Genomic DNA, 19,944 nt, shown 5'->3' with positions numbered 1-19,944 from the left:
AGGGAATGGCGGCGCTTCGCGCCGCCATTCCCTTTTGGGGTCTGATTTTGTACCAACACTGAATAATGAAACGATTATGAAAACTGTTTATGGCTGTGATATCATAAATAATGAAACGATTATGAAAAACTGTTTATGGCTTAAGGCTGCTTAACCGTAGTATTTTTTATGGAACCCAATTCAATTCGGCGATCTCTCCTTGGAGCAGGCTTACTAGGGGCTGGAACTCTTTTCGGTAAGTTGTTTCCTGCCAATGTTTTTGCTCAGTCCTCCGACCTGTCAAAGGGCGATCAAAAAGGGATGGATATGTCCCAGTCGGGCATGGTGCATGGCGGTAACATGATGGTCGGAGATGTAGATTCGACTAAGAATGGATTTGACCCGCGCAAAATGTTAACCGATTGGGATGGAGGGAAAGTCTCGCAGTTGTCTAATGGTCAAACACTGCGGGAATACAACATTGTTGTAAAAGAAAAAGAAATTGAAATTGCCCCTGGCATAAAGTATCCAGCTTGGACATACAACGGTCGAGTACCTGGACCAACAATCCGAGTCACAGAGGGCGATCGCGTGCGGATTAATTTCAAGAATGCTGGATCTCATCCCCACACAATTCACTTTCACGGCATTCATTCAGCGCGTCAAGATGGAATTGCTGGAACACTCGAAGCATTCCCTGAGATGGAAGTCACCTATGAGTTTGAGGCAAAACCATTTGGCTGCCATTTATATCACTGCCACTCGGTTCCATTTAAACGCCATATGCATAAGGGAATGTATGGAGCATTTATTGTTGACCCTGATCCTCAAAAGCATCTCGAACAGGAAGCGGTGGCGAAATCTCGGCAACTAGGAACCCCTGAAAATGCTAAGTGGCAAGAGTTTGTCATGGTGATGAATGCTTTTGACACTAATTTTGACGAGAAGAATGAAGTCTATGCAATCAATACAATTCCCTTCGAGTTTATGAAGCGTCCAATTCGGGTTGAACGCGATCGCCCGATTCGGATTTACCTGATCAATGTGGTTGAATTTGACCCGATCAATTCTTTTCATCTCCACGCTAATTTCTTTGATTTCTACGATCACGGCACAACGCTCACCCCGACCCATCGCATAATCGATACGGTATCAATGATCCAAGCCCAGCGAGGCATTTTAGAATTTTCTTTTAAAGATTTTGAAGCTGGAAAGTATATGTTTCATGCCCATCAGTCTGAATTTCTGGAATTAGGTTGGATGTCTGCTTTTGAGGTAATGGTATGAATGAGCAAAAACAAAATACTTGGCTTTGGGTGATTCTTCCCCTAGTTTTGATTACTGCATTAATTGGCATTTTTCTAACGACAAATCCTTTAGCACTGTTGAAGAGTGCTGCACCACCCGTAGAAAAACTCACCGTAGAACAGACAATTTTAGATGAGACAGGCATTTCTCTTTCGGTTCGTGCCGATGGTTCACAACCCATGCAAATTGCTCAAGTGCAAATCGATGGAGCATATTGGCAATTTACGCAAGATCCAGCAGGTGAGTTACCTCGGCTTTCGAGTGCTTGGATTCGACTGCCTTATCAATGGGTCGAGGGAGAATCTCATCATATTAGTTTGTTGACGAATACGGGCGTGACGTTTGAACATAAAATCGAAGTCGCGGTGCAAACTCCCATGATTTCGGGCAATCGCTTGTTGAGCTTTGCCTTATTAGGGTTGTATGTCGGTATTGTACCTGTTGGTTTGGGAATGATGTTCTACCCTGCCCTAAAAGCATTGAGTGGTCAGGGAATGAAATTTTTATTGTCACTGACACTTGGTATGTTGGTCTTCTTGTTTGTTGATACCCTTTTGGAGTCAATTGAGAAAGCCACGAAAGTCGCTACGGCTTTCTCAGGCAGTACGCTAGTTTGGTTGATTACTGCGGCTAGCTTCTTAACAGTCTTTATGATTGGTAGACGGGCTGGTAAAGCTCCAGAAGGAACTAAGTTATCGACATACATGGCTATAGGCATTGGTATTCACAACCTAGGTGAAGGATTGGCGATCGGGGCTGCTTTTGCAGTTGGAGAAGCGGCTCTAGGATCTATGCTTGTGATTGGTTTTACGTTGCATAACATTACTGAAGGAATTGGTCTTGCGGCTCCGCTCATTGACCTCCGCCCAAAACTCGGAACCTTGATTAGTTTAGTCGCTTTAGCGGGGTTACCTGCGGTGATCGGCACTTGGATCGGAGCATTCGCGTTTATGCCGATTTTCGCCGTGCTGTTTTTGAGTATTGGCGCAGGAGCCGTATTACAAGTAATTGTCGAGGTTGGGTCATATCTAACTCGCACTGCCCAAAAGCAGGGTAGTTCGTGGTTATCTAAATCGAGTTTGGCGGGATTTGGTCTGGGGCTAGCCGTGATGTATGGAACGGCGCTGTTGGTGAGTGCTTAAGGTAGGGTAAGTGAATCATGAATAAACTGCCTTGTTCCTGCTCACTCTTGACAGTGAGATGACCTTGGTGATGATGCACGATCGCCTGCGCGATCGCCAAGCCTAAACCCGTCCCTCCAGTTTTGCGAGAGCGATCGCCATCTCGATAGAAGCGATCAAAAATTCGATTTTGCTCAGCTTTAGGAATGCCATTTAAACAGCAGGATTGAAATTTTTTTGGAGATGAATTTTGCTCAAGACTAGACAGCACAAGTAAGTCAGCAATTAAATTACTCAAGCGCCTTCCCTGCTTTTCTACTTTGTAGAGCATAGTTTGCGTATCTTCGGGATTAGCTTGTGGTACTCGTAAGATTGCTTCGATAGTAGCAAGGAGACTGGCGAGGGGCGATCGCAATTCATGGGCAGCATTGGCGGTGAACTGTTGCTGTTGTTGATAGGATTCATAAATCGGTTGCATTGCCATTTTAGAGAGCCACCAACTAGAAATCGCAATCAAAATCAAAGCGATCAGCAATCCAATCGCCAAAATTAGTTTGATTCGCTGTACTTCCGCTAAGTTAAGTAGGTCTGAACATCTAATCAAATCACATTATCTATCAATATGATCGCTTGTACTTAAAGGCTCACGCAGGATCACCATTTTTGTACCCGATCGCCTTCCTAACCAAAACGAAGCCGCAACAATCCCGCCGCCGCCAATTCCGCCCGCTAAGATGATTGCCCACCAAGCAATTTGTCCATTTGCAGAATTAGGTGCAGATACCACAGCATCAACTTTCTCATCTTTGGGCTTATTATCTCCACGTAGAGATTGGGCATATAGTTGACTAGCACGTTGAGTCACAATGCGATCGCCTTCAAATAATCCGCTTTTAACTTCTACTAAGTCACCCGAAGTCCGTCCTAAAGTCACATCAACGGGCTGATAAGACTTGCCATTTTGCACAAATACTAGCTGCTTGCCATTGGCTTCTACTACTGATGCAGCAGGAATCGCTAAGGTTGGCACAGAAACGTTATCTGTGAGGATTTCGATATTGGTAAACATCCCTGCCTTTAACTGCCCCTTCACATTGCCAATCTCAGCTTTCACTGGAACAATACGGCTTTGTCCTTCTACAGTCGTACCAATCACCGTCACCTTTCCTTGAAAAACCGTAGTCGAAGGCTGTCCTGCGATTTTCACCTGTACGGGTTGACCAATACGGATTTTACTTATATCTTTTTCGTTAATATTCGCAGTGGCAAGAACCCTTTGATCATTGACGATGGTCATTATAGGCTTTCCTGCTGCATCAACTGATTCTCCAATTGTCGCTTCGCGATCGCTGACAACTCCATCAATTGGTGCAGATATCGTAATCGTGCCATTAGAGTTTGCACTAGCATCTAACTGATTCAAACGTGCCGAGTAAGCTGCTGTACTGAGATCGACTCTAATCGAAGACACTTGTACATCAGCTTCTGCTCTTTCTAGCTGTGCTTGGGCTTCTAGCAAAGGTAAGCGACTTTGCGCCTTAGTTAATGTAGCTCTTGCAGCAGCAAATTTTGCTTCCGATTCTTGTAACTGTCGTTTGGCGATCGCACCTTTCTCTAATAATTCTTTATCGCGCTCATAACGCTCCTTATCTAAATTTAATTCAGTCTGAGCCTGACGGATATCTGCTTCAACCAGTAGCTTCTGACGTTCAAGATTTTGTCGAGCTAAACGTAAATTTGATTCAGAAGTCAAAACATTTCCACTTGCTTCTGCCTGTTTCTCTAGCGCCCCAACTCGTAAATCAGCTAGTTCTGGACTAGATAGAATCGCAACAGGTTGACCTGCCTGAACTAAAGCCCCTGGCTCTACCAGCAAATTAACAATTGTTCCCTTAATCGGAGTGGTCACTTTTACTTGTTGGTTCGGTAAAGTCTCAATTTGTCCTGTAGTTTGAATACTAAATTTTAGGGGCTGTTGCTTTACAATTTCTACTTTAATTCCAAGAGATTTAGCAACTTCATCCTCTACAGTTATTCCCGTAATCTGAGTTGTGTTATTTCCCTTAAATTCATCTCCATGTCCAGCATGAGCCAGTGCGATCGCAGGATTAGATAGCAAGATCACACTAAGAAGTACCTTAACAATGGGAGTGCGAAGTCTTGGGGATATGCTCATTTACTTAACCTAGTTTTTGTACTTAAAATTTATTGCGTTTCCTTTTGAATAAAGCATCTCACAACAAAATGAAATAGGAATGAAATCTTTAAAATTAGCAATGAAAGCATTTGCATTGCTACCTCTTTCATTGCTCAAGCAACAGTTAGTTCTTATTTGTTCGCTAGAATATTACTGAAAATATTTAGTAATGCAGATTGCCAATCAAATTCCCATACCCAAGTAAGTTAATTTATGTAGATTATCGTCACGTTGCGTCAAACCTAATGCTTCCAATTGAGTTCGGCTTGGTTTACCTGTATGAACGACCCTTCCATCAATAGCAATTGATGGAACAGCTTTTATATGATACTGCTGAAATCGATTTGGTTCTTTCTGAATGTTATAAACATTTACTGTAAAACTGTTGCTAGCAAATTCTTTAACTAGTTTTACAGCGTCATCACAAAGTGAACAATTTCCAGTAAAAATTTCAATTTTTCGGTTTGTCATAAGAATTACTAAAAATTTCAACAAAAATTTACTTTCTAAATCTACAAGTCTCCAGTTGGATAGAGGGCTAGAAGATTTACAAAACTTAATTAAACCAGCCGACGTTTTATATTTAACGATGTGGTGATTGCCAAATCATTACTAGGTAATGGTGCAGCAACCTCATCAATCAGGCTACAAAGTTTAGGCGTATCGGGCTGATCCAAAGAACGCTCAGCCCATCGATCACGGTACTGTTCCAACTCCGCCTTAAATTCATGAAGATGCTGAATTTCTCTATTAACTTGATCGATCTTTTCGTTTAGAAGCTTTTTAACAGTTACACAAGCTGGATTACCTTGTTCACAAGTTACTAGAATCTGCTTAATGTCTGTAAGAGAAAATTGCAGGGCTTGAGCCTTTTTAATAAATTGGATTTTGCAAATTGCTGCATCCTCATAGTATCGATAACCATTTTCTGACCTTTGAGATGGCTCAATCAGTCCCAGACTTTCGTAATAGCGTAAAGTCCCAACTGACACGCCTGTCTGCTTGGCAAGGTTTCCAATCTTTAACATTTTACTATTCTCATGCTTTTAATACTGTGGATTTACATGAACAATCAATTATGTGACTACATCTCTTGACTCTATAGTCGGCTAGAGGCTCTAAAGTACCTAAAGTCTTAAAAAGACAAATCTAAACATTCTCATTTTGGAAATAAGTACAAATGCCAAATCAAATTAAATTCAGAATTCTAGTTGGTTCCTTGCTTGCAGGTGTAGCAGCGCTGACTCTAGTTGCAGGATCTGCAAGTGCAGAAGATAGTGGATGTGCCTGCTGTAAAAAAATGGGTTCAATGCCGATGCCGAGTTCTATAAGCAAATAATTCTAAAGTAAGGATTCACACAACCGCTTCCTTACCCATGCCTAAAAGAGTAAAAGCTTAGCAATGCTAAGCTTTTACTCTTTTAGGTTAGTCTACACAAATCAACCCGTTATTCGTTACTTGCCGTAGGTTTGAATGCGAACAAGTCCAAGTGAAATATCAGCATCTAAATTTGCGAACTTTGCAGAAACAGGAATTTGATGGATCAAGTCTTTTTTGTTCCAAGCAATTGATATATTACGCATATAAAAGTTTAGCGTTGTACCAGTGGCAACTGGCTGAGCAAAAGAGACCACAGCTTTGTTACCCTGCGGCGTGACGGTTGCTCCTACAGAACGATTGAGTTGATCGACTACATCAATAGTGCCACCACCCTTAATCTCTTCGGGTAAGTCGATAGTCACACTTGAAAGCGTATGTCCTTGTACATGAACTTGGAAGAAATAGGTAGAACTTGATGCACCTCTGTTATTTGGTAATGCTCCAGTTGCGTCAATGTGCGGTGCGGATAGATTAGGTAATGAAGGAGTAGCAAAAGTGGCGGACACAGATGCAAATGTTGCTGCTAATAGTGTGCCGAGAAACATTGATTTTTTCATGATTGACTCTTTATTTGATTGCTTATATTTCAACTATGACGGATTGTTATGAAATGATGATGAAATGTCCTAACAAAAAATAAAAGGAATTTTAGTTGTGAATGTACTACCTTGTTTCAACTCACTCTTGATTTGAAAAGCTAGATCAATAGTGGGATTTAGCCATCACTGTTGCGATCGCTAAATTCCACTATTGATCTAGCTTTTCTCAAAAAATCAATCCATTAGTTGTCATAGATTTGAATACGCACAAGTCCAAGTGGAATGTTCGCATCTAAATTTGCAAATTTTGCAGAAACAGGAATCAGATGGATAAAGGTTGTTTGATTCTTATCAACCTTCATATCACGCATGGAAAATTTTAGAGTTGTGCCAACGGCAATTGGCTGGGCAAAGGAGATTACAGATTTATTGCCTTGTGAAGTAATCGTTGCTCCTAATGAACGATTAAGTTGATCAACTACATCAATAGTTCCACCAACCTTAATCCCTTCAGGTAAGTCAATGGTCAGACTCGAAAGAGTATATTTTTGTACATGAACTTTAAAGACGTAGGTAGGTCGTGACGCACCTACATTATTGGGTAGCGCTTCAGATGCATCAATGTGCGGTGCAGATAAATTAGGTAATGAAGGAGTGGCGAAGGTAGCGGACACAGATGCAAATGTTGCTGCTAATATTGTGCCGAGAAACATTAATTTTTTCATGATTGACTTTTTAATTCAAATGCTGACATTTCAACTATGACGGATTGTTATGAAATGATAATGAAATGTCCTAACAACAAATAGAAGGAATTTTAATCGTGAATGTACTACCTTCGCTAAACTCACTTTTGACTTGAATATCTCCACCATGAGCTTTGGCGATCGCCATGGCGATCGCCAGTCCTAGTCCCGATCCACCTTTTTTACGAGCGCGATCGTTACTTACTCGATAGAAGCGATCAAAGATGTTGGGTAAATCGCTAGAACTTATACCAATTCCATTATCCTGAATTTGGATAATCGCATGGTGATCGACGTGATCAAGAGATACTTCAACTTTGCCATGCTCAGGCGTGTAATGAATCGCATTGATCAGAATATTGAGAATCAGTCGATAGAGTTGATCTTCGTTACCATTGACATAAATTGCAGATTCATTAGCAACTTTTAGCTTTAGATCGATATCTGACTGAATGGCAAGTGCTGAGACTTCTTCAACTAAATCACTAACAATTTCATTCAAACAGCAAGTCTGCTTTTGTAAAGCAATTAGTTGTAAATCCATCCGTGAAAGGAGAAGTAAATCTTGAACTAATTCTGAAAGACGCACCGTTTGGCGATTGATTGTTTGTAAAACATCTCTTGACTCTAGTTCTGAAATTGGATCACTACTAAGAGTAGATTCAACTGTAGCTCGAATTGCTGCAAGCGGAGTCCGCAGTTCATGGGCAGCATCAGCCGTAAATTGCTGGATTTGACGATAAGAGAAATAAACTGGTTTCATCGCTATACCTGCTAAATACCAACTTGCGATGCTCACAATCAGAAAAGCGATTGGTAAACTGACGATCAATATCAGTTTTGATTGTTCGAGATGATGGTCATAGTCAGCCAGCGATCGCCCTACTTGCAGATATCCCCATGATTTCCCACGATTATTTTTAAGTAAAAGTGAGATTTGGTGATAGCGATTTCCCTCTCGATCCTCAATTGTTTGCCAAGCATCTTGTCCAATTTTAGGGACGATTCCTATCGGTGGTTTTCCGACTGTGGCGATCAAGGTTCCAGAACGAGTCAGAAATAATGCATAAAAACTTTCTTGCTGGATTGCACCCAGAATATGTCTTGTGGAAGATTCTTGATCACATTTCTCGTTGATCACACAAAGATTAGGCAGAGTTTGTTGTACATTCGGATTGATGCGATCGCTTTCTATTAGCAGAGGCTCCAAACTATCATGCAATGTTCCAGCTATAGACTCTAACTCACGATCAACCGCTTGCCAATGAGCATGAGCCATCACCTGATAAATACCAACTCCTGATAGAGTCAAAATGATTCCCATCACTCCTGCATACCAACCTGCAAGATGTAAACGCGCTCCAAAAAAGATTTTATTGTGATTCATGAATTCAAGCGATATCCCCAACCATAGATTGTCTCAATCCCGATATCACAATTATATTCTGCTAATTTCTTTCTTAACAGACGAATCTGTGCTGCTACGACATTACTAGCAGGTTCGGATTGAAATTCCCATAGTCGATTCATAATCTGGTCACGGGTAAGAATCTGATTAGGATGCTGCATAAAGTATTCCAATAATTGAAATTCTTTAGTTGTCAGCATGAGACCTTCAACGATCTCACTTTGATTGGCAATCGCAATTGTTGACTTTCCATAATCAAGAATCAAATTTCCCACCTGTAAGATTTGTAGCTGAACTTGAGTGGGTCTTCGTAGCAATGCTCTCAGCCGCGCCATTAGTTCAACCATTCCAAATGGCTTAACAAGGTAATCATCCGCCCCTGAATCTAAACCCATCACCCGATCTTCAATCTGATCTTTCGCTGTCAACATTAACACTGGCAGTGAATTACCCTGCGCTCTCAATCGCTTACATATTTCCAGCCCTGATAAACTTGGCAACATCCAATCGACAATTGCCAGCACATAATCTACTTCAGAACTCGTAAGATATTTCCAAGCTTCTGCACCGTCCTGTACCCAATCAACAACATATTTTTCTTGCTTCAGGCTCCGTTGTAGAGCCTTACCAAGATCCTCTTCATCTTCAACTAGCAAAATTCTCATATGATTTTCAATCTTGAGGATGAGCGGTGCTTCGTTCCGTCTATCCTACAACTCTAAATTTATACTGATGTTAAATAAGTCATACTGATATTAAAGCTAATGCAAACACGCTCTTCATCGCTGAGATTTGGTTCCACACCATGATTTAACCAACTTGGGAAAATTATCATTTTGCCTTCTGTTGCTTTATAGGTAATTTTTTGGAGCGTCCAAGGAGTCAGTTCGGTAAGTGCTGGCATAAACATATGAGCAACATCACGAGAATCTTTAAAGAAAATACCGCCACAGTTTTCGGCAGCTTTCACATAATAGACTCCACTAAGTACTGAATTCGGGTGATTGTGGACAAAATTAAAAGCAAACTTTGGATTTACAACTGCCCAACAATTCCCAAGAATCATTGTGAACTTTTTCAAGTCAAAGCCAATTTCTTCTCCAGACTCTAGCGCATTAGTTACAATGATTTGGCCAATATCTTGGAATTCTGGACGTTGATGTAAATAGTCTTTGCTATGCCATCCTATTCCATTTGACCAACTGACACCTTGATTATCTTTTTGCTTTTCAACACAAATTGCTTGAAGTAATTTTTTGTTTAGCTGCTCATAATTTGGAATATCAAAGTGCCAAATCGGAGTAGGAAACCAGTCATCTCTCTGTCTTACCATTATTTATACAAGTCTCACATCTATTTGATTCACTTTTTTTCGTACATTTTTTAGTTTTTTTTAATATATACATTGACATCGTATTTTTTACTGTAAGCCAAGAAAATGAAATCAGGATGAAATTTCATATCATATAAGAGTGAATTTTAAATTGGGGTTAGGGAGTTATACTTCTCTCGGTTGATTTTGTTGAAAGCTTGTAGGTTAATATTTTTAGACAAAGAGGTACTTCTACACATATCTTGGCTCAACCTCGTTTTGGTTTGATTGCAAAGTTTCGCGAAGCGTCACCTTTTAAAATATTTTGGTTTACCCCTTGACTCTCCACCCTACTAGAGAATGCATGATACATGCAGATGATTTGTGGACTTGATTTTTCAAGAGTTTGAAGAGGTAAACATGGAAACTAGTACATTGAAGTTACGAGGGATGAGTTGTGCTTCTTGTGCCAATAGCATTGAAACAGCGATTAGTAATGTCACAGGTGTTGAGCAATGTAATGTCAACTTTGGTGCAGAGCAAGCCACTGTCACCTATAACCCTAGATCCGTTGATGTGAAGCGTATACAACAGGCGATCGCTGATGCAGGTTATTCTTCGCAACTGTTGAAAGAGGAAAATCCCTTAGTTGATGATGACGAGGAACAAGCAGCAAGACGTAAGGAAGAGAATGATCTCAATCGCAAGGTGATGATTGGTAGTGCGATTAGTCTATTTCTGGTAATTGGTGGATTACCAATGATGACAGGATTGAGTTTGCCCTTTATTCCTGCATGGATGCATAACGCTTGGTTGCAATTGGTTTTGACTATCCCTGTGCAGTTTTGGTGTGGTGCAGCCTTCTATATTAATGCCGCGAAAGCTTCCAAACGTCACGCCGCTTCAATGGATACGCTAGTCGCCACTGGTACGGGAGCCGCCTATGGTTATTCTATTTTTGCCACGATTAATCCAACATTTTTCACTTCGCAGGGTTTAACTGCCGACGTTTATTTTGAAGCATCAGCCGTGATTATCACCTTGATTCTGCTCGGTAAACTCTTTGAGAATCGCGCCAAGGGAAGTACCTCTGAGGCAATGCGAAAGTTAATGGGTTTACAAGCAAAAACGGCGCGAGTAATTCGGCATGGTCGGGAAATGGATATTGCGATCGCGGAAGTGCAACTTGATGATGTGATCTTGGTGCGTCCTGGGGAAAAGATTCCTGTTGATGGCGAGATTATTGAAGGAGGCTCTACTATTGATGAAGCGATGGTGACTGGTGAAAGTGTCGCCGTGAAGAAGCAAGTCGGTGATGAGGTAATCGGCGCGACTATCAATAAAACTGGTAGTTTCAAGTTTCGCGCTACCCGCATTGGCAAGGATACTTTTTTAGCGCAAATTGTAAAATTGGTACAGCAAGCCCAAGGTTCTAAGGCTCCAATTCAACGCCTTGCCGATCGCGTTACAGGTTTCTTTGTACCAATCGTAATTGCGATCGCCATTTCTACTTTTATCATTTGGTACAACTTCATGGGCAATGTCACCCTCGCGGTGATTACCACTGTCGGCGTGCTGATTATCGCCTGTCCCTGCGCTTTGGGCTTAGCAACACCCACATCGATCATGGTCGGAACTGGTAAAGGTGCAGAAAATGGAATTCTAATTAAGGGCGCGGATAGTTTGGAACAGGCTCATAATTTGCAAACAATTGTTCTTGATAAAACAGGAACGATTACCCAAGGCAAGCCTAGCGTCACCCATTTCGTAACTACCGCAGGAATGCCCGATAGTAAAGTCTTAACTTTGCTCAGTATGGCAGCCTCTGTGGAACGCTATTCTGAACATCCTTTAGCAGAAGCAATTGTGCGTTATGCCAATGCCCTCAATGTGGAATTGACTGATGTTCAAGATTTTGAAGCGATCGCAGGTAGTGGCGTGCGTGGCTACATTGGTGATCATCTAGTTCAAATTGGAACCTATCGCTGGATGCAGGAATTAGGAATTACGACAGATTCCTTAGAACAAACTTGGGATACGCTAGAAAGAAAAGGTAATACTGCAATCTGGATTGCGGTCAATGGCAAAATTCAAGGCGTTATGGGCATTACCGATGCGATCAAACCTTCCTCAGTCAAAGCGATTCGTACCTTACAACGCATGGGCTTAGAAGTAGTCATGCTTACAGGCGACAATCGCCGCACTGCCGAAGTAATTGCCCATGAAGTTGGCATTGATCGCGTGTTTGCAGAAGTCCGTCCTGACCAAAAAGCAGCGCAAATTCAGCGTTTACAAAACGAAGGAAAGGTTGTCGCAATGGTCGGTGATGGCATCAACGACGCTCCTGCTCTTGCTCAAGCAGATGTCGGCATTGCAATCGGTACGGGTACGGATGTGGCGATCGCTGCTAGTGATATCACTCTTATTTCGGGCGATTTACAAGGCATTGTCATTGCGATCCAACTATCGCGCGCCACCATGCAAAATATCCGCCAAAATCTCTTCTTTGCATTCATCTATAACATCTTAGGCATTCCTATCGCCGCAGGGATTCTCTTCCCATTCTTCGGTTGGTTACTCAGTCCCATAATTGCTGGCGGCGCAATGGCATTTAGTTCTGTTTCTGTGGTGACTAATGCTTTGCGATTGAAGAATTTTAAGTTTAGCTCATAGCCCATTACTAAAGGAAAAAACTATCATGTTAAAAAAAGCTACATTTTTGGGAAACCTCGTTGGCATTGGCTTTCTATTTGGAGCCATCTCTGGGGCGATCGCCTCTGAAAAAATGCCTGATGATCACAATATGCAGACTGAGACGCGCAAAAACACTCAACTCAAAGCGATTAATCAACCACTGACTAATAAAATAGTAGTAACTGCTGTTGGTATTAGTTTAATCGGTGCAGAGCTTTGGTGGTTTCTCCTCAGCAAGCCTAAGTCAAAAAAAGCCGAATCTGAATCTGGCATTCAAGAAGTAACCGTCGTCGTTGATGGTGGTTACGAACCTTCGCGAATTGTGGTCAATGCGGGTCAACTTGTCCGTCTCAACTTTCTCCGCCGCGATCCTAGCAGTTGCCTAGAAGAAGTACGACTCGCTGATTTCCACATCGCCCAACATCTAGAACTAAATAAAACCACAACCATCGAATTCACGCCGCCCAAGGCAGGAAACTATGAGTTTGCCTGTGGCATGAATATGTTTCGCGGTGCGATCGAGGCAAAATAATAGCTCTCTCCAAAAAAGAGTAGGTGCTAAGCACCTACTCTTTTTTTGTTTTACCCCTTGACTCTCCACTCGAATAGAGAATGTAGAGTTGTTTTCAGATAGAGAAGTCATCATTCAGTTTCTCTTTCCAGTCAATCAATAGAGGTTATTTAAAATCATGACTATTCAACTCAAAACACCTACTCTTGCTTGTTCTAGCTGTGTAGATACAGTTACAGCCGCAATTAAGAACGTTGATGCTGATGCAGAAATTCAAGCTAACACCAAAACAAAACTGATTGTTGTCGAAACTCAAGCATCTGAATTGGCAATTCGAGAAGCTTTAATTAATGCTGGCTATCCAGCCGCCTAATCCTTTACAGAATATGCGTTCAAATCTGAACGCATATTTCTATCGTTCTTTAACCCGCAAAATTATTACAAATTAAGGAATAACTAAGTAGAGAAGCAAAAAAAAAGTTAAGATAGTAATGTTGAGTAACGCGCAAAAAGATGCCAGCCGCCCTAAAAATAAAACTGAGTATAGAAGAAGACAAAAGACTGCTGGAAATCAGCCAAAGTGAAGAAACAGGAAAACGAGTAAAGCAAAGAGCCGAAGCCATACGGATGAGCAGTCATGGATGGAAAGTAGCCCAAATATCTGCATATTTTGAGTGTCATGAACAAACAGTCAGAGAAATCATCCAAAGATGGAAACAAAATGGAGAAAAAGGGTTGTATGACTTACCGAAAACAGGTAGACCAAAACAATGGCAAGAAGAAGACCTGAAATATTTAGAAACCTGTCTTGAAAAAGATGGTCAGTTATACAACAGTCAGCAATTATCCGCCAAGCTTCAGCAAGAAAGACAAGTAACACTAAGTAGTGACCGAGTTAGGAAACTACTAAAAAAAAGGGATGGGTATGGAAACGGGCGCGAATTTCCCACCAAGACAAACAGGATCAATCAACCAAAGCAATTAAACAAGCCGATTTAGATTTCTTAGAGTTAGCGGCAGCAGCAGGCGACATTTGTTTAAAATATTTGGATGAGACGGGATTTAGTTGTTGGTCGGCTGTGCAATATGGCTGGATTCGGCAGGGACAGAGCAAACGCCTTGAACAAACAGTCTTGCGTGGGAAACGGGTCAGTTTGATTGGAGTCTTGGAACCTGAAGTAAGTTTTGATGGCGCTTATCTCATCGGTAGTATCACCAGCAAAGAATATATTGAGATCATGGATAGACAGGCTGATTTAGCTGCGGATTTATTCATGATTAACCGTATTATTACCGTCATTGGTCAAGACAATGGCTCTACTCATACCTGTAAGGCGGTACAACTAAAAATTCCTGAGTGGCAACGTAAAGGCTTATTTTTATTTCAATTACCTCCCTACTGCTCTGAGATGAATCCCATTGAATTAGAGTGGTTACATTTAAAGCGTGACTATATTTCTGGGCAAATGTTTGACTCTGAGGATAATTTGATTTGGGGTATAGAAGATGCTCTTCATTCCCGCTACGATTCCCTTGGCTTTGATACTTCCTATTTTGAGTTTTCTTATGCCTAGCTACTTACAATGAACAAACTAATTTCCGCGATCGCACTGACTTCTATTTTGGCATTGACTCAAGCCTGCTCCTCATTGTCCAACATATCTAATGCTGAAGAATCAAAACCTGTTGTCAAAGACAATCATGACAATACTAATAAGCATGGAGAACACGCTGATGACAGCAAAAAGACATCACCAGAAGCAACTATTGCCAAGGCAAAGTTGAACACTCCACTCAATATTCTTCCTAACACCACTGTGCCATTATCAATCGATGTTCACAACCTCAATGGCAAAGCAATTGAAAACTTTGAGGTCTTTCAAAAGAAGCTGATGCATTTGATTGTTGTCAGTGACGATCTTCAGTTTTTTGAGCATCTTCATCCCAACTATCAACACAATGGAAAATTTAAAGTGTCGGCAAACTTTCCACAGGCGGGAAGCTACACCTTATTTAGTGACTACAAGCCAGCACAGTCTCCAGAACAAATTTCCGTTCTAAAAACCCAAGTTGTTGGTGAAAGCCCATCTGCTACACCGATTAACTTCGATCACACTAAAACATTTGGAACAGCACAAATCAACTTGATCAGTTCTCAAGATCACATCAAAGCTAGTGAGGAAGTGACCTTGACTTTTGATCTAAAGGATACTGACACTAATCAGGCGCTTACTGATTTGCAGCCCTACTTGGGAGAAAAAGGACACCTTGTCATCATTAAAAAATCAACACCATTGACTGCATCTGATTATATTCATGCCCATGCATTAGCTGATAGCTCTGTAGGGAAAGTTACTTTCGTGACTAAGTTCCCCACATCAGGAGAATATAAACTCTGGGGACAGTTTAATCGCAATGGCAAAATTGTCACGGCTGATTTTGGGATTCATGTGCGTGATTGATAAAATAGTTGTGGCAATTCTAAATTAGGTTGCAAAATAAGAATACAGCAAAGCTAGAGTTAGCTAGTACAAACCAAAAACCAAGAAACGAGTTGCGGCGTGAAGCGGCGCAACTCAGCTTCTGGTTTTATATCCTAAGCAAAACTTTCTTTGCTATAGAAATAGGCACAAAACGAGGAAATATATATGTCAGCCCAAGAGGAACGTAAACAAATCGGGGCGATCGCCAAAGAAAGCGGAATTCCCATTAAAACTATTCGCTATTATGAAGAGCTAGGGTTATTGGAATCTTCAGGACGTACTGAGGGCGGATTTAGATTATTTACAACAGATGTACTTAATCGCCTTAGCTTTATTAAACGCGCTCAAGGACTGGGCTTAAGCCTTTCAGAAATCAAAGAGTTTCTTTTTATTCACGATCAAGGCGAATTACCCTGTGATCATGTCAAGGTAAAACTTCAAGATAAAATTGCTGAAGTTAATCGCCAGATCCAACAGCTATTGACTCTTCAATCTAATTTAGAATCTCTACTGGTTGGTGAACCGATTCTCTCTGAGAATTCAGAAATTATCTGTCCCATTATTGAAGTTGTCAAAGTAAAAGAATCGACACAACAAAATATTATTCCGTCTAGCAGGAGATCAAGTAGTAAATGGGCAAAAACCAACGTTAAGACAATACAAACCCTCAAGTCCTAATATCTTCAAGTCTTTAGAAATTAGGAGACTTGTGCTTAAATAAATTTTACCAAGATATTTGGACAAACACATCAGCCTGTCTAAAGCCCATAAAATTCAAGAGATGATTGACTAAAACACCAACTTAGACTCTAAAGTTGGTGTTTTTTACACCACTTTTATTGCTTTTTTGTAGAAAGCTATTTATCTCTCTTGTAGGCTGAGCAAGGTTTTTAATCTTAACGTTGGTTTTTATCAATTTACTACTTGTTTCCAGAAACATCAAGAAAAGATCTAATAGGGGTCAACGCACGAAAAGGAAATTTTTGTACGCTAAGGCTATATTCCTTTGCTAGCCTATCTTCTAGCTAATAGAAAATATTCCACTTAGAATTCAAGCTTTAAGGAGTGCAAAAAGTCTACTTTCTGCACTGTGCAATGTCTTCACTGTATATTCTTGTTTTCAGCCTGATTTCATTGCAAGAACCTTTGCCAGAATCATAGTGTATTTAATATTGATATCAGTTAAATTTTTGCACTTAGCGTACACATTAATCCGTTTCGTGCGTTGACCCCTAATTGGAGTGTATTAATTTCATAGACAGAGTATATTCAATACTCTGTCTATAAAAACTGAGGGTTGATTCCAGATCGGCTGTAAAACGGTTCATACACCTTTCTTAAATCAATCGCTGAAAGTATTGCTATATATTACTTTTAATCCTGTTGTGATACAGTTTTACACGAATCGTTGCCATACTCGAATATTTTCCTACATCCTTTCCTTTTTAGGACTACCTTTTTCTGAGGTAGAGTCATGATTAATTGAGTTTAAAAAATCATCAATAGAGGACAGATTTTACTCTATTTACATGACTATCCTCAATAATTAATTTGCGACTCTCAATGCTCCAATCTCTCCGACGCTTTCAAAAAAGCACGTTTCGCCGCAATCTTATTTTTGCGATTCGTATAACGTCTAAAACTCCTAACATCACGATGGCGCGTCAACTCCATCGCCAAAGACGGGTCTAACTCATACTTCACAATCAAATTCGTCGCAAATGTATGCCGTCCTCGATGCGAATGCAAATCAATCCTCGTTTTCTCAGCCAGATCGTCCATCACATGACGAATTCCCCAATAGGTTAAGCGCTTACCTTGACTACGATTGGAGCAAGATACAAATAAAGGACTTTCATCCGACAACTCTCCTTCTTTCTCCTTCCTCCAATCCAAATAAGCATCCAAATCCTGAATACCCAACTTTGTCAAAGGCACTTCCCCCTTACTATCCCACTTCGCTTCTTTAATCACCAATTCCCCATTCACGTAATCTTCAATATTCAAACGACAAACCTCCTCCGCCCGCAACCCATGCAACAAAATCGAAAACAAAGCCCGATCGCGCAACACCACCTTACCTAACGAGATCGCCTCATAAATCCGCAACACCTCCTCATCTTCCAAATCCTTTGCCACAGGATCTGGCAATCTTTCCTGCTGAATGCCAATTGTCGGATCAGCCGTCACATATTCCGAGAGCAACATCCACCGATAAAAAGATTTCAGAGTCCGCAACACCCGATTCACCGAACTCAGCGCCAACTCACGCTCTTTCAGCAAAAAAGTTTTAAACTGCGTCACTTTACGACGACTCACATCCACCCAAGCTAAATCGCACCAATCCATAAATATCCGCAAGTCTGCTTGATAAGCTTTACGACTCTTAGGCTGCAAAGACCTTGATGCTAAAAATTCATCAACTCGTGATTGGCGCAAGTCTGTGGCGGAGATCGCTTTGGGCGGTTCACTATAAACAACTAAAATTGGTTCTGGAATGGACATATCTATATCAATTGATTAGTTATCTATCCACGAATCACAATGATTTCTCGACCTGCGGGACTGATGACATTCTCAGTAGTAGTCCGATCGCTTATCGGCGGCAACCCAGAACGGCGATCGAATATTACCAACCAACCTGTATCCAAACTCAATCCCGATAAATATTTATCCAACTGCGATAATCCTTCCTTAATTGGATCAGGCTTCTTATCGCGCCATACCTTCAACTCCATTCCCAAAGTCACCTTACCATAGCGCAAACAAATATCCATACGCCCAGAACTGATCGCATATTCTCTCTCCAAAGTACCACCACCATTAACAACCCGATGCAGAAAAGCCATCAATACTATATGTGGAGCAATCTCTGGATAGGGCGTGCTTCCAAACAATGGTTCTCCATGCTGTCGCCAGAATAATAAGAACGCTTCTAACAAGCGCTCAGGCAAAAATTCGCCTTGCTTGCTTAGCCAGATTGGTCGAACATATCCTATTGACGCAGTTGTTACATAGGCAAGCACTCTTGGTATGACTTCCTGATAAATAGGATTAGCAATAGCCAGACCATCTTGATTGGTACAAAGTCCCAAATCTAAAACGTAGCGAATATCATCCTGTGGCACATCTGGCAATTCCTGCCCCGCAAGAATAGGCTGAATCACTGCTCTGACTCTATCTTCTCTCAACCTTTCTGCAAGACTATCCAGATGCGTATCTTGTCTCTTAATCAAGATCTCTTTTGCTTGACTTACTAACTCAACTGTAATTGGAGTGACTGGGTCTTGTGCAATATATTCAACTATTTCCTTAGCGATCGCATTCACTAACCAAGGCTGTCCCTGTGTCAAATGAAAGGCTAAATCAACTGCTTCTGGTGTAAATATTTGTCCTGTGGCTTCCGTATGTTGGTGATAGAGATTCCTCACATCCTCAAGGGTGAAATTACTCAAAGTAAAAGAGCGTACTTTGATATTGAAAGGGCTAGAAGTATTTAGGCGATCGCTTCCCCCTGACGCATATTTATAATCCCGCACATCACGCATCCCCACCAACGCAACCGACTGCGGAAATCCCTGGGGACGATTAGGAAAACCAGATCGGATTTGTCTTAATACAGAAATTAACGTTTCGTTGCTCAAGGCATCAATTTCATCCAAAAAGACAACTAATGGACGGGAAGATTGTTCAGCCCAGTTGCTTAAGTTTGTACCAATTCTCGCTCCTGCTTCGGCATCTAACCACTGGTTAGGTTGCAAATCTTTGGGCAACCGAAACCGTATCGATTGCTTCCACTCACCTAAAATAGCCAGTTCAGCTGCTCCCAAATCATCAGAGAAAGCGGCCCCCACTTCCAGAGATAACATTACCGCCGTATACTGACCGCTAGCAGTTAGTTCTTGGGCAAGTGCCAACATCGCTGTAGTTTTACCCACCTGCCTTGGTGCATGGATCACAAAATAATTTTCTTGAGCAATTAGTTGTTTGATTTCAGGCAAGCGATCTGTGGCTGACAACATGTAGTGAATGTCAGCCTTACAAGGACCAGCAGTATTAAACCATTTTTTCATAACGACAGCTAACTAACGGGCAGACACCTCTTCAATATATAACAACGCGCCAAGCAAAGCCCTGAAACCTTGAAAACACGTCAGCCAAAATAAGCATAAATACTCATTCGTTTAAATCATAGAACAAATAATGTATGATTATTTGCTCTAAGATGTTTCTAAGACAAGTTGAAGATTAAAGCATATATTTAA

The 19,944-nt window shown here is 41.2% G+C and carries 20 protein-coding genes; 9 read left to right on the top strand and 11 right to left on the bottom strand.

The features are described from left to right. The first annotated feature begins 168 nt into the window (after window positions 1–168). Complete coding sequence (locus H6G05_RS06645) at window positions 169–1,266, top strand: multicopper oxidase domain-containing protein (RefSeq protein ID WP_190577403.1); 1,098 nt, start codon at window positions 169–171, stop codon at window positions 1,264–1,266. Beyond that, complete coding sequence (locus tag H6G05_RS06640) at window positions 1,263–2,429, top strand: ZIP family metal transporter (protein WP_190577397.1); 1,167 nt, start codon at window positions 1,263–1,265, stop codon at window positions 2,427–2,429. The genes H6G05_RS06645 and H6G05_RS06640 overlap by 4 nt, the downstream gene beginning before the upstream one ends. Here the strand turns inward: H6G05_RS06640 and H6G05_RS06635 are convergent. The 9 genes from H6G05_RS06635 to H6G05_RS06595 all read right to left on the bottom strand — a co-directional run bounded on the left by H6G05_RS06635 (window position 2,356) and on the right by H6G05_RS06595 (window position 10,012). Then, window positions 2,356–3,012, bottom strand: a complete 657-nt coding sequence (locus tag H6G05_RS06635) for a sensor histidine kinase (RefSeq protein WP_242025305.1) — start codon at window positions 3,010–3,012, stop codon at window positions 2,356–2,358. The two genes, H6G05_RS06640 and H6G05_RS06635, sit on opposite strands and share 74 nt — an antisense overlap. A 6-nt stretch (window positions 3,013–3,018) precedes the next feature. Beyond that, entirely contained in the window at window positions 3,019–4,584 is a 1,566-nt protein-coding gene (locus H6G05_RS06630; RefSeq protein ID WP_190577395.1) for an efflux RND transporter periplasmic adaptor subunit, read from the bottom strand. Window positions 4,585–4,788: 204 nt separating this feature from the next. Continuing rightward, window positions 4,789–5,076, bottom strand: a complete 288-nt coding sequence (locus H6G05_RS06625; protein ID WP_190577394.1) for a thioredoxin family protein — start codon at window positions 5,074–5,076, stop codon at window positions 4,789–4,791. 89 nt (window positions 5,077–5,165) lie between these two features. Beyond that, complete coding sequence (locus tag H6G05_RS06620; RefSeq protein ID WP_190577392.1) at window positions 5,166–5,633, bottom strand: heavy metal-responsive transcriptional regulator; 468 nt, start codon at window positions 5,631–5,633, stop codon at window positions 5,166–5,168. A 427-nt stretch (window positions 5,634–6,060) separates the two neighbouring features. Continuing rightward, window positions 6,061–6,543: a hypothetical protein gene (locus tag H6G05_RS06615; protein ID WP_190577390.1), complete on the bottom strand. Its 483-nt coding sequence runs from the start codon at window positions 6,541–6,543 to the stop codon at window positions 6,061–6,063. 224 nt (window positions 6,544–6,767) lie between these two features. Beyond that, entirely contained in the window at window positions 6,768–7,250 is a 483-nt protein-coding gene (locus tag H6G05_RS06610; RefSeq protein WP_190577388.1) for a hypothetical protein, read from the bottom strand. A gap of 70 nt (window positions 7,251–7,320) precedes the next feature. Next, the gene (rppB, locus tag H6G05_RS06605) at window positions 7,321–8,658 is read right to left on the bottom strand and encodes a two-component system sensor histidine kinase RppB (protein WP_190577387.1); all 1,338 of its coding nucleotides are present in this window, start codon (window positions 8,656–8,658) and stop codon (window positions 7,321–7,323) included. After that, on the bottom strand, window positions 8,655–9,344 hold the full coding sequence (rppA, locus tag H6G05_RS06600) for a two-component system response regulator RppA (RefSeq protein WP_190577385.1): 690 nt from the start codon (window positions 9,342–9,344) through the stop codon (window positions 8,655–8,657). The genes rppB and rppA overlap by 4 nt, the downstream gene beginning before the upstream one ends. Window positions 9,345–9,403: 59 nt before the next feature. Further along, window positions 9,404–10,012 (bottom strand): TIGR02466 family protein, encoded by a 609-nt coding sequence (locus tag H6G05_RS06595; protein WP_190577383.1) that lies wholly within the window; start codon window positions 10,010–10,012, stop codon window positions 9,404–9,406. A 399-nt stretch (window positions 10,013–10,411) separates the two neighbouring features. Between H6G05_RS06595 and H6G05_RS06590 the strand changes: the two genes are divergently transcribed. The 7 genes from H6G05_RS06590 to H6G05_RS06560 all read left to right on the top strand — a co-directional run bounded on the left by H6G05_RS06590 (window position 10,412) and on the right by H6G05_RS06560 (window position 16,357). Further along, window positions 10,412–12,664, top strand: coding sequence for a heavy metal translocating P-type ATPase (locus tag H6G05_RS06590; RefSeq protein ID WP_190577381.1), 2,253 nt, complete (start codon window positions 10,412–10,414; stop codon window positions 12,662–12,664). A gap of 25 nt (window positions 12,665–12,689) precedes the next feature. Beyond that, window positions 12,690–13,217 (top strand): cupredoxin domain-containing protein, encoded by a 528-nt coding sequence (locus H6G05_RS06585; protein ID WP_190577380.1) that lies wholly within the window; start codon window positions 12,690–12,692, stop codon window positions 13,215–13,217. A 157-nt stretch (window positions 13,218–13,374) separates the two neighbouring features. Continuing rightward, window positions 13,375–13,569 (top strand): heavy-metal-associated domain-containing protein, encoded by a 195-nt coding sequence (locus H6G05_RS06580; protein ID WP_175356928.1) that lies wholly within the window; start codon window positions 13,375–13,377, stop codon window positions 13,567–13,569. Between the two features lie 140 nt (window positions 13,570–13,709). Next, window positions 13,710–14,195: a helix-turn-helix domain-containing protein gene (locus H6G05_RS06575; RefSeq protein WP_190577378.1), complete on the top strand. Its 486-nt coding sequence runs from the start codon at window positions 13,710–13,712 to the stop codon at window positions 14,193–14,195. Further along, window positions 14,138–14,770 carry a transposase gene (locus H6G05_RS06570; protein WP_190577462.1) on the top strand — a complete coding sequence of 211 codons (633 nt, stop codon included), beginning with the start codon at window positions 14,138–14,140 and terminating at the stop codon, window positions 14,768–14,770. Before H6G05_RS06575 ends, H6G05_RS06570 begins: the two co-directional genes overlap by 58 nt. A gap of 9 nt (window positions 14,771–14,779) precedes the next feature. Then, window positions 14,780–15,658, top strand: a complete 879-nt coding sequence (locus H6G05_RS06565; protein ID WP_190577376.1) for a hypothetical protein — start codon at window positions 14,780–14,782, stop codon at window positions 15,656–15,658. Window positions 15,659–15,844: 186 nt separating this feature from the next. Further along, window positions 15,845–16,357 (top strand): heavy metal-responsive transcriptional regulator, encoded by a 513-nt coding sequence (locus H6G05_RS06560; protein ID WP_190577375.1) that lies wholly within the window; start codon window positions 15,845–15,847, stop codon window positions 16,355–16,357. A gap of 882 nt (window positions 16,358–17,239) precedes the next feature. Here H6G05_RS06560 and H6G05_RS06555 read toward each other — a convergent pair. Both H6G05_RS06555 and H6G05_RS06550 read right to left on the bottom strand, forming a co-directional pair. Beyond that, window positions 17,240–18,184 (bottom strand): tyrosine-type recombinase/integrase, encoded by a 945-nt coding sequence (locus H6G05_RS06555; protein ID WP_190577373.1) that lies wholly within the window; start codon window positions 18,182–18,184, stop codon window positions 17,240–17,242. 23 nt (window positions 18,185–18,207) lie between these two features. Then, window positions 18,208–19,752: an AAA family ATPase gene (locus H6G05_RS06550; protein ID WP_190577371.1), complete on the bottom strand. Its 1,545-nt coding sequence runs from the start codon at window positions 19,750–19,752 to the stop codon at window positions 18,208–18,210. Window positions 19,753–19,944 lie beyond the last annotated feature (192 nt).

The organism is Phormidium tenue FACHB-1050 (assembly GCF_014696925.1).
In the GTDB taxonomy this organism is placed as follows: Bacteria; Cyanobacteriota; Cyanobacteriia; order Pseudanabaenales; family Pseudanabaenaceae; genus Pseudanabaena.
The sequence above is the reverse complement of the archived record's forward strand: the minus strand, read 5'-3'. Positions and strand labels throughout refer to the sequence as shown.